Source organism: Streptomyces sp. 3MP-14, from assembly GCF_006334905.2.
Lineage (GTDB): Bacteria > Actinomycetota > Actinomycetes > Streptomycetales > Streptomycetaceae > Streptomyces > Streptomyces triticirhizae.
This window is the reverse complement of sequence record NZ_VDLZ02000004.1, coordinates 148,289-162,531: the sequence shown is the minus strand read 5'-3', so window position 1 is coordinate 162,531 and position 14,243 is coordinate 148,289. Positions and strand designations below refer to the sequence as shown.

Annotated in this window: 11 protein-coding genes; 9 read left to right on the top strand and 2 right to left on the bottom strand. The window is 71.6% G+C overall.

All coding sequences use genetic code 11. From position 1 onward, the window contains the following. The first annotated feature begins 18 nt into the window (after positions 1-18). The 7 genes from FH609_RS07500 to FH609_RS07470 all read left to right on the top strand — a co-directional run bounded on the left by FH609_RS07500 (position 19) and on the right by FH609_RS07470 (position 6,882). The gene (locus FH609_RS07500) at positions 19-702 is read left to right on the top strand and encodes an ANTAR domain-containing response regulator (RefSeq protein WP_139666527.1); all 684 of its coding nucleotides are present in this window, start codon (positions 19-21) and stop codon (positions 700-702) included. A gap of 354 nt (positions 703-1,056) precedes the next feature. After that, entirely contained in the window at positions 1,057-2,205 is a 1,149-nt protein-coding gene (locus tag FH609_RS07495; protein ID WP_226961476.1) for a branched-chain amino acid ABC transporter substrate-binding protein, read from the top strand. A gap of 96 nt (positions 2,206-2,301) precedes the next feature. Then, positions 2,302-3,225, top strand: a complete 924-nt coding sequence (locus tag FH609_RS07490) for a branched-chain amino acid ABC transporter permease (protein WP_139666529.1) — start codon at positions 2,302-2,304, stop codon at positions 3,223-3,225. Then, complete coding sequence (locus FH609_RS07485) at positions 3,222-4,655, top strand: branched-chain amino acid ABC transporter permease (RefSeq protein ID WP_139666530.1); 1,434 nt, start codon at positions 3,222-3,224, stop codon at positions 4,653-4,655. The genes FH609_RS07490 and FH609_RS07485 overlap by 4 nt, the downstream gene beginning before the upstream one ends. Then, on the top strand, positions 4,652-5,698 hold the full coding sequence (locus FH609_RS07480) for an ABC transporter ATP-binding protein (RefSeq protein WP_139666531.1): 1,047 nt from the start codon (positions 4,652-4,654) through the stop codon (positions 5,696-5,698). Before FH609_RS07485 ends, FH609_RS07480 begins: the two co-directional genes overlap by 4 nt. Then, positions 5,695-6,471, top strand: coding sequence for an ABC transporter ATP-binding protein (locus tag FH609_RS07475; protein ID WP_405378847.1), 777 nt, complete (start codon positions 5,695-5,697; stop codon positions 6,469-6,471). Before FH609_RS07480 ends, FH609_RS07475 begins: the two co-directional genes overlap by 4 nt. A gap of 186 nt (positions 6,472-6,657) precedes the next feature. Next, complete coding sequence (locus FH609_RS07470) at positions 6,658-6,882, top strand: hypothetical protein (RefSeq protein WP_139666532.1); 225 nt, start codon at positions 6,658-6,660, stop codon at positions 6,880-6,882. A gap of 40 nt (positions 6,883-6,922) precedes the next feature. Here FH609_RS07470 and FH609_RS07465 read toward each other — a convergent pair whose 3' ends face one another. Both FH609_RS07465 and FH609_RS07460 read right to left on the bottom strand, forming a co-directional pair. Next, the gene (locus FH609_RS07465; RefSeq protein WP_139666533.1) at positions 6,923-7,477 is read right to left on the bottom strand and encodes a hotdog fold thioesterase; all 555 of its coding nucleotides are present in this window, start codon (positions 7,475-7,477) and stop codon (positions 6,923-6,925) included. Between the two features lie 20 nt (positions 7,478-7,497). Further along, entirely contained in the window at positions 7,498-9,780 is a 2,283-nt protein-coding gene (locus tag FH609_RS07460) for an FdhF/YdeP family oxidoreductase (RefSeq protein ID WP_139666534.1), read from the bottom strand. Between the two features lie 119 nt (positions 9,781-9,899). Here FH609_RS07460 and polA point away from each other — a divergent pair, with 119 nt between their 5' ends. Beyond that, positions 9,900-12,602 (top strand): DNA polymerase I, encoded by a 2,703-nt coding sequence (gene polA / locus FH609_RS07455; protein ID WP_139666535.1) that lies wholly within the window; start codon positions 9,900-9,902, stop codon positions 12,600-12,602. Between the two features lie 129 nt (positions 12,603-12,731). After that, positions 12,732-14,198, top strand: a complete 1,467-nt coding sequence (locus FH609_RS07450; protein ID WP_226961475.1) for a lytic transglycosylase domain-containing protein — start codon at positions 12,732-12,734, stop codon at positions 14,196-14,198. Positions 14,199-14,243 lie beyond the last annotated feature (45 nt).

Below are 14,243 nucleotides of genomic sequence, written 5' to 3'. Positions count from 1 at the left end.
GGAGAACCGAGGAGCAACGTGAGCACCCCCGACGTCCCTGATGAGCGCGACACCCCGGCGGATGTCCCCGACGAGGCGGTCACCTCGGACAGCGCCCACGTCCCGCCCCTCACCACCCGTGTCGTGATCGCCGAGGACGAGGCGCTGATCCGCCTCGACCTGAAGGAGATGCTGGAGGAGGAGGGCTACACCGTCGTCGGCGAGGCCGGGGACGGCCAGCGAGCCGTCGAGCTGGCCCGCGAGCTGAACCCCGACCTGGTCATCCTCGACGTGAAGATGCCGGTGATGGACGGCATCTCGGCCGCCGAGAAGATCGCCGCCGACAACATCGCCCCGGTCCTGATGCTGACCGCCTTCTCCCAGCGTGACCTGGTGGAGCGGGCCAGGGACGCCGGCGCGATGGCGTACCTGGTCAAGCCGTTCAGCAAGAGCGACGTGGTGCCCGCCATCGAGATCGCCGTCTCCCGGTACCAGCAGCTGCGCAGCCTGGCCGGCGAAGTCGCCGACCTGGCGCAGCGGTTGGAGACCCGCAAGCTGGTGGACCGGGCCAAGAGCGTGCTCCAGACCCAGTACGGGCTGACCGAGCCGGCCGCCTTCCGGTGGATTCAGAAGACCTCCATGGACCGCAGGCTCTCGATGCGCCAGGTGGCCGAGGCCGTGATCCAGGACGCCGAGGAGAAGCGGCAGAAGCAGCAGAAGTGAGCCCCGCGCCGAGTTAACTCTCCGTAAAATCGGGCTCGTTGCGCCCAGGGGCGCTCTCTTGACAACGCACGCCGGAGCATTCTCCGGCGTGCGCTTGTGCTTTTGGGAATTGGTGACCTCCGACCACTGGACAGGTGTCCGGATCGTCCGCTAACCGGGCAGTTATGTTCTGTTTCCGGCATGTGCCGCAGGTCACGAGGCGATCACATCTGTCGCGACACTGTGTTCGTGCAGCTCGCGGGGCAATAGATTCCGCTGCACGCCGCACCAGAGTGCGTGGTGCATGGACGTCGTGCGGTGCCGACATGTCTGGGCTCGTTCCAGGGGGTTTACCAAGTGCTCAACAAATCCATCGTGCGACTCGCGATACCGGTGGCCGCCGGTGCGCTCCTTCTTACCGCTTGTAGCGACGACGGGGACGGAGGGGGCGGTGGCGGAGACACCTACAAGATCGCCTACCAGGGCCCCCTTTCGGGACAGAACGTCGCGCTCGGCGAGAACATGGAGAACGGGGTCCAGCTCGCCATCAAGGAGGCCAACGAAAGCGGCGAGTACGACTTCACCATCGAGTACGTCCCGGCTGACGACCAGGGCGCGGAGGGCCAGGCCACCTCGGCCGCCCAGTCCGCGATCGACGACCAGGACGTGATGGCCGTCGTCGGCCCCGCGTTCTCCGGCCCGACCTTCGTGGCCGCGCCGCTCTACGGGCAGGCCGGGCTCGCCACGGTCTCCTCGTCGGCGACCAACCCGACGATCACCGAGGAGGGCTTCCCGACCTTCCTCCGCGCCGTGCCCAACGACAACGCGCAGGGCGGCGCGATGGCCAGGTTCCTGGCCGAACAGGACGGCGTCGAGTCCGTGATGGTCATCGACGACGTCACCCCGTACGGCGAGGGCCTCGCCGACGTGGCGATGGCGGAGCTGGAGGCCGCCGGCCTCCAGGCGCAGCAGGAGAGCGTCCCGGCCGACACCGTGGACTACGGCAGCGCCGCGCGCACGGTGACGTCCGCGAACGTCGACGCGCTGATCTACGCGGGTTACTACGAGGCGTTGGGCCCGTTCGCCACCCGCCTCGCGGAGGCCGGCTTCGAGGGCATCGGCATCTCGGGTGACGGCTCCAACGACGACGAGTTCATCAACCTCGCCGGCGACGCCTCCGAGGGCTGGTACCTGACCTGCCCCTGCACGGACGCCACCGCCGAGGAGGCCACGCAGGACTTCGCCGACCGCTACCAGGAGGAGTACGGCGAGGCGCCTGGCACCTACTCGGCGGAGAGCTACGACGTCGCCAACATGATCATCCAGACCATCGCCGGTCTCGACGGCGACGTGAACCGCCAGGCGGTCTACGAGGCGCTGGCCAGCGGCGAGTACGAGGGCCTGACCAAGACCTTCTCCTTCACCGACACCGGTGAGTTCGAGAACGAGTCGATCTTCCTCTACCAGGTCGAAGAGGGTGTCCGCGGCTACGTGGGCAACGTCGACGAGCTGGTCGGCGGCTGACACGCCGTGAGGACAACGGCGGGGCGGCCGTGAACCGGTCGCCCCGCCTTCCTCGGACACACCTCTGCCGCCTGTTCCCACAAGGAAGTTCCGTCCATGTCCCTTTCCGATAGCTGGGACGTTCTTGTCCTGGGCCTGGTGCTCGGCTCCCTCTATGCCGTCATCGCCATCGGCTACACGCTTGTCTACGGCGTGTTGCAGCTCCTGAACTTCGCGCACAGCGAGGTCTTTATGGCCGGCGGTTTCGGCGGCGTTATCGCGCTCACCATCGTGGAGCCGGCCGCCGATCCCTCCGGTATGCAGTCCGCGGTCTACGTTCTTCTCGGCATATGTGCGGGAGCCATCCTCGGTGGCACGATCGCCTTCGGACTCGAGAAGGCGGCCTATCGCCCGTTGCGGAGACGGAACGCCCCTCGACTGGTCTTTCTGATCACGGCGATCGGCGCGTCCTTCTTTCTCTACAACCTGGCGGGCAAGCTCTTCGGTCGCTATCCGATCGCCATGCCGACCATGTACGAGAACAAGACCGTCTTCACCGTGTTCGGCACCAGGGTCAGCATCACCCAGCTGATCATCGTCGGCGCGGCCCTCGTGATGCTCGCCGCCGTCGATCTGATCGTGAACCGGACCAAGTTGGGCTCCGGCATCCGCGCCGTGGCCCAGGACCCCGAGGTCGCCTCGCTGATGGGCGTCGACATCGACAAGGTCGTCTCCCGCACCTTCGTGCTGGGCGGCCTCCTCGGCGGCGTCGCCGGCTTCCTCTTCGGCACCAACCTCCAGGTCGAGTACACGATGGGCTTCCTGCCCGGCATCACCGCGTTCGCCGCCGCCGTGCTCGGCGGCATCGGCAACGTCAGGGGCGCCGTGCTCGGCGGGCTGCTCCTCGGCGTGGTCGAGGCCTTCACGGTGGAGATCTGGAGCGACGCCTGGCGCTATGTGGGCGCCTTCGCCGTGCTGGTCCTGGTGTTGATGTTCCGGCCGACCGGCCTGCTCGGTGAGCGTGTGGGGAGGACAGCATGAGCGTCGGAGTCACGGCGGGTAAGACGCCGTCGGCGGCCAGGCTGCGCAAGCAGTCCTGGTACCAACAGCCGCGCTTCAAGCGGCTGGTGGCCATGGTGGTGACGGCGGTCGTGATGGCCCAGGTCACCGGCGTGCAGGGGGTGCGGAACGACCTGTTCTACGCCCTTGAGGAGAACTTCACCGGCACCGGCATCTGGATCTGGCTCGGCATCTTCCTGGCCATCTGGGCCGTTCGGGAGTTCCTCCAGGACTGGACGCGCGGACTGTTCGCCCGGGTCAGGGCGGCGGCCGCGCCGCTGCCCGAGGACGGGACGGCGAAGGACGCGCCCGGCGGCCTCGCCGGGCAGGTGCGCCGGGTGGCCGACGGCGGGCGCCGGCTGTCGACGCTCTTCCGGGGGCACCGCGCCTACCAGGCCGGCGGACTGGGCGCGCTGCTGCTCGTGTTGATCGTGCTGCCGCTGATGGTCAGCACCTTCTGGCAGCAGGTCATGGTCGACCAGATCGGCATGTTCCTGCTGATCGCCATCGGCCTGAACGTGGTCGTCGGCTGGGCCGGAATGCTGGACCTCGGCTTTATCGCGTTCTTCGCGATCGGCGCCTACAGCGCGGCGTTCTGGACCGGCGGGCTGCCGGTCGAGCCGCCCGTCGAACTGAACAACTTCCTGGTGGTGCCCGTCGCGGTGCTCACCTGCCTCATAGCCGGCGTGCTGCTGGGCGCCCCGACGCTCCGGCTGCGCGGCGACTATCTGGCCATCGTCACCCTGGGCTTCCACGAGATCGTCTATCTGACGGCCAAGAACTGGACGGAGTTCACCGGCGGCACCCGGGGCGCGTCCTCGGATCGGTTCTCCATCGACCTGGGCTTCTGGTCCTATGAGTGGGGCTTGGACCCTGCGCCCTACTACTGGCTGCAACTCGCCTTTGTCATTGGCGTGTTGTTCCTCTTCCTCCGCCTGGAGCACTCGCGGGTCGGCCGGGCCTGGACCGCCATCAGGGAGGACGAGGTGGCCGCCGCCTCCACCGGCGTGGACACCGTCCGCTTCAAGCTGCTGGCGTTCGCCATCGGCGCCTCCACCTCCGGCATCGCCGGGGTGATCTACGCCAGCAAGCTGGGCTTCATCAACTCCGAGATGTTCCTGGTGCTGATGTCCGTGCTGGTGCTGTCCTACGTGGTCTTCGGCGGGATGGGCTCCATCCCGGGGGTGCTGCTCGGCACCGCGATCCTGGTCTGGCTCCCGGAGTACCTGCGGGACACCGTCGACGCCCAGGACCGCTACATGTATCTGGGCGGCCTGCTGGTGGTCATGATGATCTACCGGCCGCAGGGGCTGTGGCCCTCGCGGCGTAGGCAGCGGGAGCTGCGGATGTCCCAGGAGGGCACCGGCTCCGCCGACGCGCTGGGCGCGCAGCCGGGAGGTGCGCAGGGATGACGACCGAGACCAGTGGGCAGACCGCGGGGGCGGCCTCGAAGACGGCCGACGATGTGCTCCACGCGACCGGGGTCACGCTCCGCTTCGGCGGGTTGACCAGCCTCAACGCCGTGGAACTCCGCGTCGGCCGGGGCGAGATCCTCGCCGTGATCGGGCCCAACGGGGCGGGCAAGACCTCCCTGTTCAACTCGCTGACCGGCGCCTACCACCCGCAGGAGGGCCGGATCACCTTCCGGCCCAGGGCCGGCGGCGCGCACGAGCTGCGCGGCCGCAAGCCGCACAAGGTCAGCCGGCTCGGGGTGGCCAGGACGTTCCAGAACATCCGGCTCTTCGGCGCGCTGACCGTGCTGGAGAACGTCAAGATCGCGGTGGAGACCCGGCAGAAGACCGACCCCGTCTCGATCATGCTCGGGCTGCCCAACGCCCGGCGCGACGAGCGGGAGAGCGACGCCAGGGCACACGAGGTGCTGTCCTTCGTCGGCCTGGAACACCGGATCAACGAGCTGGCCTCGGCACTCAGCTACGGCGAGCAGCGCCGCCTGGAGATCGCCAGGGCGCTGGGCACCAAGCCGGAGCTGCTGCTCCTCGACGAGCCGGCGGCCGGCACCAACCCGACCGAGAAGCGGGACCTGGAGCGGCTGATCCGGCGGATCAACACCGAACTCGACGTGAGCGTGCTGCTGATCGAGCACGACATGCGGCTGGTGATGTCCGTCGCCGACCGGGTCGCGGTGCTCAACTTCGGCAAGAAGATCGCCGAGGGCACCCCGGCCGAGGTCCAGCAGGACCCGGCGGTCGTCGAGGCGTACCTCGGCGTCTCCTCCGACGAGGAGTCGGAGGCCGTCGCCGAGTTGGTGGCGGAGCAGGCCGAACACGCCGAGGCCGCCCGTCAGGCGGAGGCCGAGGCGGCCGACGATGCGGCCGAAGGGGGCGAACGGGCCGACGCCGAAGGGGCGGACGAGGCGGCCGGTGAGGCGGCCGAAGGAACCAGCGAGACGGCCGGCCGGCCCTCCGGCACCGCGCCTGAGGAGGACCGAGGGTGAGCACCCAACTGGACAAGGACGCCCTTCCGCAGTCGGGCGACGCCGCCGCCGACGGCGCCACCCCGCTGCTGGAACTGCGCGACCTGCACGTCTACTACGGCGCGATCGAGGCGCTCAAGGGCGTCAGCCTCACCGTGGCCCAGGGCCAGGTGGTCGCGCTGCTCGGCGCCAACGGCGCGGGCAAGTCGACCACGCTCAAGGCGGCCTCGGGCATGTTGCGGCCGCGCGATGGGGCGGTGCTGCTGCGCGGCGAGCGGGTGGACGGCATCAAGTCGCACGAGCTGGTGCGGTTCGGGATCGGCCATGTCCCCGAGGGGCGCCGGGTGTTCGCCCGGATGACCATCCTGGAGAACCTGAAGATGGGGGCCTACCGGCTGCGCCGGCCCGACCCCGCCGACCTGGAGCGGGTCTTCACGCTCTTCCCCGTGCTCGCCGAGCGGCGCAAGCAGATCGCCGGCACCCTCTCCGGCGGCGAGCAGCAGATGCTGGCCATCGGCCGCGCCCTGATGGGCAAGCCGGACCTGCTGCTGCTCGACGAGCCCTCGATGGGGCTGGCGCCGCTGATCGTCCAGCAGATCTTCGAGATCCTCCGGGAGATCAACGAGCAGGGCACCACCCTGCTGCTGGTGGAGCAGAACGCCTCCCAGGCGCTGCGACTGGCCAACTACGGCTATGTGTTGGAGACCGGCTCCGTCGTCATGTCGAACCAGGCGGACGCGCTGCTCTCCGACCCCCGGGTGCGGGCGGCCTACCTCGGCGAGGCCGTGGAGTAGCGGCCCCGCGCGGCGTCCTTTTCGTGCGGCGGGCGGCGGTTGACCGGGGGTGACCCGGGTCGGCCGCCGCCCGCCGTCGTCCCGCCGGGGAACCGGCGCGCGGAACGGTCGCGGTTCCGCGACGGGCCTGTCACAGCCGCCGCCTCCGACTCCCGGGCTCCGGACGGGTGCGCCTACGCTCCGACCATGAGCGACTGGACATGTGGGCAGTGCGGCAGCCGGGAGCGGGAGCCCGGCTTCCTGGAGGACCTGGGGCAGGGCGCCAAGGGCTACACCCGGTGGATCGCCGGCGCGTTGGACCGGGGCGTGTTCGGCGGGGCCAGGCTGATGGGGCGGCAGCGCTGGGTGGTGGAGGCGTGGCGCTGTCGCGGCTGCGGCCGCCTCGACCTGTACGCCCGCGAACCGGCCTGATCCGCCCGCCGGGCGTGCGCGCCCCAACCCGGGGGGCTCGTCAGGCCCGTATCCCTCCGGAGTCGTCCGCGTCCGCGTCCGCGCCCGCGTCCGCGCCCGCGTCCGCGCTCGTGCTCGCGTCGGCCGCTGGCGCGTTCTGCTGGGCGGCCGGCCGCAGCGCGCTGGTCAGCCGGGCCGTGCAGACCCGCTTGCCCCGCTCGTCGGTGATCACCACCTCGAAGGTGGCCGAGGTGCGGCCCACATGCGCCGGCGTGGCCACCCCGGTGACCACACCCGTGCGCACCGGCCGGTGGTGGGTGCAGTTGAGATCGACGCCCACCGCGATCTTGCCGGGGCCGGCGTGCAGCATGGCGCCGACCGAGCCGAGCGTCTCGGCCAGCACGGCGGAGGCGCCGCCGTGCAGCAGGCCGTACGGCTGGGTGTTCCCCGCCACCGGCAGCGTGCCCACCACCCGCTCGGGAGCGGCCTGTTGGATGCGGAGCCCCACCCGGTTGCCCAGCTCGCCCGCCGAGAAGAGGGCCGGCAGGTCGATGCCGAGCCCCGCCCACTCGTCGATGACCTGCGGGGAGAACACGGAGTCACTGGTTTCGCCCATGGGCGACGTTCTATCAGCTCTCACTGACAACGCGCGCTCGGGGTGAGGCGGATCACCAGCGACTTGCTCACCGGGGTGTTGCTGGTCTCGGCCGTGGCGTCCAGCGGGACCAGCACGTTGGTCTCCGGGTAGTACGCCGCCGCGCAGCCGGGCGCGGTGGGGTAGTGCACCACGCGGAAGCCGCGCGCCACCCGCTCCGTGCCGTCGGTCCACTCGCTGGTGAGGTCCGCGAAGTCGCCGTCGGCCAGCCCTCGTTCCGCCGCGTCCTCGGGGCGCACCAGCACCACCCGGCGGCCGCCCCTGATCCCCCGGTAGCGGTCGTCGAGGCCGTAGATGGTGGTGTTGTACTGGTCGTGCGAGCGCAGCGTCTGGAGCAGCAGCCGGCCCTCGGGCACCGTCGGCCAACGCACCGGCTCGGCCGAGAAGTTGGCCCGGCCCGTCGCCGTCGGGAAGCGCCGCTCGTCGCGCGGCGCGTGCGGCAGGGTGAAGCCGCCCGGCCGGCTCACCCGTTCCTCGAAGTCCTCGAAGCCCGGCACCACCCGCGCGATCCTCGCCCGCACCGCCGCGTAGTCCGCCGCGAACTCCTCCCAGGGCGTGGCGCTGCGCTCGCCCAGCACCCGGCGGGCCAGCCGGCAGACGATCGCCGGCTCGGACAGCAGCTTCCCGGAGGCCGGCCGCAGCCGCCCCCGCGAGGCGTGCACCACGCCCATGGAGTCCTCCACGGTGACGAACTGCTCGCCGCCCGCCCGGACATCGCGCTCGGTGCGCCCCAGCGTGGGCAGGATCAACGCCCGGGCGCCGGTCACGCAGTGCGAGCGGTTGAGCTTCGTCGAGACATGCACCGTCAACCTGGCGCGGCGCATCGCCCGTTCGGTGACCTCGGTGTCCGGGCTGGCCGCCACGAAGTTGCCGCCCATCGCGAAGAACACCTTCGCACGCCCGTCGCGCAGCGCGCGGATCGCGTTCACCACGTCCAGGCCGTGGTGGCGCGGCGGCTCGAAGCCGAACTCCGTGCGCAGCGCGTCCAGAAACGCGGCGCTCGGGCGTTCCACGATGCCCATCGTCCGGTCGCCCTGCACATTGCTGTGCCCCCGCACCGGGCACACCCCGGCCCCCGGGCGACCGATATTGCCCCGAAGTAGCAGGTAGTTGACCACTTCCTTAATGGTCGGGACCGCGTGCCGATGCTGGGTGAGCCCCATCGCCCAGCACACCACCACGCTGTCCGCCGCCAGCGTCATCTCCAGGGCCCGCTCGATCTCCGCCCTGGTCAGCCCCGTCGCCGCCAGCGTCTCGTCCCACTCAGCCGCCCGGGCGGCGGCCGCCAACTCCGGGTAGCCGTGCGTGTGTTCCTCGACGAACGCGCGGTCCACCGCGTCCCGCTCGATGATCAGCCGGTTGAGCATCCGGAACAGCGCCTGGTCACCGCCGATCCGCACCTGGAGGAACAGGTCGGTCAACGCCGTGCCGCCGCCCACCAGGCCGCGCGCCGTCTGCGGGTTCCGGAACCGCTCCAGGCCCGCCTCGGGCAGCGGGTTGACCGTGATGATCCGCGCGCCCCCGCGCTTGGCCCGCTCCAGCGCCGACAGCATCCTCGGATGGTTGGTGCCCGGGTTCTGCCCGGCCACCACGATCAGCTCGGCCCGGTGCAGATCCTCCAGCAGCACGCTGCCCTTGCCCACGCCCAGCGTCTCCGTCAGCGCCGAACCGGACGACTCGTGGCACAGGTTGGAGCAGTCCGGCAGATTGTTGGTGCCGAACTCCCGCGCGAACAGCTGGTACAGGAAGGCCGCCTCGTTGCTGGTCCGCCCCGAGGTGTAGAAGACGGCCTCGTCCGGCGAGTCCAGCGCGGCCAACTCCTCGGCCACCAGGTCGAACGCCTCGTCCCAGCCGATCGGCCGGTAGTGCGTGGCGCCCTCGGCCAGGTACATCGGCTCGGTCAACCGGCCCCGCTGGCCCAGCCAGTAGCCGGAGCGTTCGGCCAGCTCGGACAGCGGGTGCTCGGCGAAGAACGCCGGCGTCACCCGGCGCTTCGTCGCCTCCTCGGCCACCGCCTTGGCCCCGTTTTCGCAGAACTCGGCCCGGTGCGGCTTCGCCGGCTCAGGCCAGGCGCAGCCGGGACAGTCGAAGCCGTCCCGCTGGTTGACGCGCAGCAGCGTCAACGCGGTGCGCCGCACGCCCATCTGCCGTCCGGCGACCCGCAGGCTGTGCCCGACGGCGGGCAGCCCGGCCGCGGCGCGCCGGGGCGGGCCGACCTCGGGCGCGTCCTGGACCGGGTCGTCGGCGGGCGGCTCGGCTGCCATCGCTGCACCTCTCCGCTTCTCGTTTCCGCTGCTCGTTCTCGGGCCACCTGGCCCCTGCCTCCGCCCGATCGTCGCACGGTCGGAGTGGACTGTCAGTGGTCCGTGGCAGGATCGACGACGTGGTTGAGAACGCATCGCAGAGCACCCAGACGCCCCGCCTGCTCCTGTTGGACGGGCACTCCCTGGCGTACCGCGCCTTCTTCGCCCTCCCCGCGGAGAACTTCAGTACCACGGTCGGCCAGCCGACCAACGCGATCTACGGGTTCACCTCGATGCTCGCCAACACCCTGCGTGACGAGGCGCCCACGCATCTCGCCGTCGCCTTCGACGTCTCACGGAAGACCTGGCGCTCGGAGAAGTACACGGAGTACAAGGCCACCCGCTCCGCCACCCCCGACGAGTTCAAGGGCCAGGTCGAGCTGATCGGCGAGCTGTTGGACGCGATGCGGGTGCGCCGCTTCGCCGTCGACGGCTTCGAGGCGGACGACGTCATCGCCACGCTCGCCACCCAGGCCGCCAGCGAGGGCTTCCAGGTCTCCATCGTCACCGGGGACCGGGACGCCTTCCAGCTGGTGAGCGAGCAGATCACCGTTCTCTACCCGACCAAGGGCGTCTCCGAGCTGACCCGCTTCACCCCGGAGAAGGTCCTGGAGAAGTACGGCCTCTCGCCGGCCCGTTACCCGGACTTCGCCGCCCTGCGCGGCGACCCCTCGGACAACCTCCCCGGCATCCCCGGCGTCGGCGAGAAGACGGCCGCCAAGTGGATCAACCAGTTCGGCTCCCTCGACGACCTGGTGGCCCGCGCCGACGAGGTCAAGGGCAAGGCCGGCCAGGCCTTCCGCGACCACGTGGACGCGGTCAGGCTCAACCGCGTCCTCACCGAGCTGGACCGCGAGGTCGATCTCGACTGCCGCCCGGCCGACCTGGCCCGCGAGCCCTACGACGTGGCGGCGGTCACCGGCCTGCTGGACGCCCTGGAGTTCCGCAACGCCAACCTCAGGGACCGCCTCTTCGCCGTCGACCCAGGCGCCGAGGACAGCGAGATCCCCGTCGCCGAGGGCGTCGAGATCGCCGGCGAGCTGCTCGGCGAGGGCGCGCTCGGCCCCTGGCTCGCCGCCCGGGGCCCCGCGCCGCTCGGCCTGGCCACCCTGGACAGCTGGCAGTTGGGCGCCGGCAGCGTGGCGGCGGTCGCGCTGGCGGCCGCCGATGGGCCGGCGGCCTGGCTCGAGCCGACGGCGCTGACCGCCGAGGACGAGGCCGCGTTCGCCGCCTGGGCCGCCGACCCCGAGCGCCCCAAGGTGCTGCACGGCGCCAAGGAGGTCTTCCGCGTCTTCGCCGAGCACGGCTGGCGGGTCGAGGGCGTCACGATGGACACCGCGCTCGCCGCCTACCTGGTGCAGCCCGGCCGGCGCTCCTTCGCGCTGGACGGCCTCAGCGTGGAGTTCCTCGGCCGCGAGCTGGCCCGCCCCACGGAGGACAACGGGCAGCTCGCCTTCGGCGCCGACGACGCGGCCGAGGCGGACACCCTGATGCGCGAGGCCCGCACCATCCTCGACCTGGGCGAGGTCTTCGTCGGCCGGCTCGCCGAGGTCGGCGCCGCCGAGCTGCTCACCGACCTGGAGCTGCCCGTCTCCGCCCTGCTGGCCCGGATGGAGCGCGCCGGCATCGCGGCCGACCGCCCCCATCTGACCGCGCTGGAGGAGCAGTTCGCGACGGCCGTCCACCAGGCGGTCGGCGAGGCGCACGCCTCCGTCGGCCACGAGTTCAACCTGGGCTCGCCCAAGCAGCTCCAGGAGGTCTTCTTCGGAGAGCTGGGCCTGCCCAAGACCAAGAAGACCAAGACCGGTTACACCACCGACGCCGACGCCCTGCTCTGGCTCGCCGGGCAGACCGAGCACGAGCTGCCGGTCATCATGCTGCGCCACCGCGAACAGGCCAGGCTGCGCACCACGGTCGAGGGCCTGATCAAGACCATCGCCGCCGACGGCCGCATCCACACCACCTTCCAGCAGACGGTCGCCGCCACCGGCCGGCTCTCCTCCACCGACCCCAACCTTCAGAACATCCCGGTCCGCACCGACGAGGGCCGGGCCATCAGGGGTGGCTTCGTGGTCGGCGAGGGGTACGAGACGCTGCTCACCGCCGACTACAGCCAGATCGAGCTGCGGGTCATGGCCCACCTCTCCGAGGACGCCGGCCTGATCGAGGCGTTCACCTCGGGCGAGGACCTGCACACCACCGTCGCCTCCCAGGTCTTCTCGGTGGACAAGGGCGGCGTCGACGCCGAGATGCGCCGCAAGATCAAGGCGATGAGCTACGGCCTGGCCTACGGACTTTCCGCCTTCGGCCTCTCCCAGCAGCTGGCCATCGCGCCCGACGAGGCACGGAAGTTGATGGACACCTACTTCGAGCGCTTCGGCGGCGTGCGGGACTACCTCCAGCGGGTCGTCGAGGAGGCGCGGATCGTCGGCTACACCCAGACGCTGATGGGCCGCCGCCGGTACCTCCCCGACCTCACCAGCTCCAACCGCCAACGCCGGGAGATGGCCGAGCGGATGGCGCTCAACGCCCCGATCCAGGGCACGGCCGCCGACATCGTCAAGATCGCGATGCTCCGGGTGGACGAGGCCCTCACCCGTGAGGGGCTGCGCAGCCGGATGCTGCTCCAGGTCCACGACGAGATCGTGCTGGAGGTCGCGCCCGGCGAGCGGGCCAGGGTCGAGGAGCTGGTCCGCCGCGAGATGGCCGGCGCGGTGACACTGCGCGCCCCGCTCGACGTCTCGGTGGGCGCCGGCGTGAGCTGGGAGGCCGCCGCGCACTGACCCGCGCCCGCGCCCACCCGCGTTCGCCACATCGTCACACCACCCCCTCCCGCCGTTCTGGTCCCGGGAACCAACCGTGGTCTAGCGTCGTCGGTCACGGAGGGAGTGCGTCAACGAGGGGAAGTACGCGTGGGGTTGCGCATCAGCAGGATTCGCAGGGGCGTCTCGGGCTCGGCGGTCGCCGCCGCCGCGATGGCGGCGCTGACGGCCTCTCAGGCCTCCGACGTCTTCAGCCAGGACAGCTCGCCACCGCCCGAGCCGGCCGAGCGCTCCTCGGCCGAGGAGCCGGATCAGGAGCCGGGCCAGGCGCCGGTGGAGCTGCCGTACCACACCGACCTGCCGCCGCTGGACGGCGTCGAGCCCGACGAGGACCGCGAGGACGGCCAGGGCGGCGGCAGCCCGCTGCCCGACGAGGCCGGCATCCCGGCCACCGTGCTCGACGCCTACCGCTCGGCCGCGGCGAGGCTCGCCGAGACCGACCCGGGCTGCCGGCTGGACTGGGAGGTGCTGGCCGCCATCGGCAAGGTCGAGTCCGGCCACGCCAGGGGCGGTGACGTCACCGCCGACGGCACCACGGTCAGCCCGATCCTGGGCCCGGTGCTCAACGGCGACGGCTTCGCGAACATCTCGGACACCGACGGCGGGGCGTACGACGGGGACGCGCGCTACGACCGCGCGGTCGGCCCGATGCAGTTCATCCCCTCGACCTGGGCGAGTTGGGGCACCGACGGCAACGGCGACGGCACCGCCGACCCGAACAACGTCTATGACGCGGCCCTGGCCGCCGGCCTCTACCTCTGCGCCAACGACCGCGACCTGTCGAACTCGGACGACCTCGACCAGGCCCTGCTCAGCTACAACCGCTCCTGGGACTACGTCCGCACGGTCCGCTCCTGGCTGGACTACTACCGGGACGGCGCCCACGAGGTGCCCGACGGCGAGGGCAGCCTCCCCGGCAGCCCCGGCCCGGGGAACCCGGACGACTCCGGCCGCCCCGACGAGCGCCCCGACCGGGGCGAGCCCCGCCCCCAGCGGCCGGGACAGGGCGACGAGGCCGACCCCCGCCCGCCGGCCGAGTCCGACGGCGAGGTCCGCCCGACGGACCCCGACGAGCAGCAGCCCGAGGACCCGGAGGAGCCGGAGGAGCCCGAAGAGCCGGGCGGCGAGGACCCCGAAGACCCGGGCGAGGACCCGGACGACCCGGGCGAGCCGGGCGAGCCGGGCGAGCCCCAGTGCCCCGAGGACCCGGAGGAGCCTGGGGACCCGGACGACCCGGGTGAGCAGCCGGACGAGCCCGGCGAGCCCGGCGAGGACGACGGGACCGGGACTCCCGAGGACCCGGAGACGCCCGACGAGCCGGGCCAGTCCGGCGAGGGAGACGAAGGTGACGAGGGCGAGGACGGGGAGGAGCCGGGCGAGGGCGAGGAGTGCCCCGACCCCGACGACCCGCAGGACCCTGACGAGCCCGACAACCCCGACGAGCCGGACAGCCCTGACGAGCCCGGCGAGGGCGACGAGAACGGGACCGACGACTCCGAAGCGGACGGCTCGCCGCAGCAGGCCGCGCCCACCCCGGCGACCCGCCGCGCCCTGTGATCGTCCGGCCGCCACGCCGTGCTCGGCGTGGCGGCCCCCTTCGGG

Excerpts from the sequence above, each read along its gene's own strand:
- FH609_RS07490 (WP_139666529.1), top strand. The coding sequence starts at position 2,302 with ATGTCCCTTTCCGATAGCTGGGACGTTCTTGTCCTGGGCCTGGTGCTC.
- FH609_RS07485 (WP_139666530.1), top strand. The coding sequence starts at position 3,222 with ATGAGCGTCGGAGTCACGGCGGGTAAGACGCCGTCGGCGGCCAGGCTG.
- FH609_RS07480 (WP_139666531.1), top strand. The coding sequence starts at position 4,652 with ATGACGACCGAGACCAGTGGGCAGACCGCGGGGGCGGCCTCGAAGACG.
- FH609_RS07470 (WP_139666532.1), top strand. The coding sequence starts at position 6,658 with ATGAGCGACTGGACATGTGGGCAGTGCGGCAGCCGGGAGCGGGAGCCC.
- FH609_RS07465 (WP_139666533.1), bottom strand. The coding sequence starts at position 7,477 with ATGGGCGAAACCAGTGACTCCGTGTTCTCCCCGCAGGTCATCGACGAG.
- FH609_RS07460 (WP_139666534.1), bottom strand. The coding sequence starts at position 9,780 with ATGGCAGCCGAGCCGCCCGCCGACGACCCGGTCCAGGACGCGCCCGAG.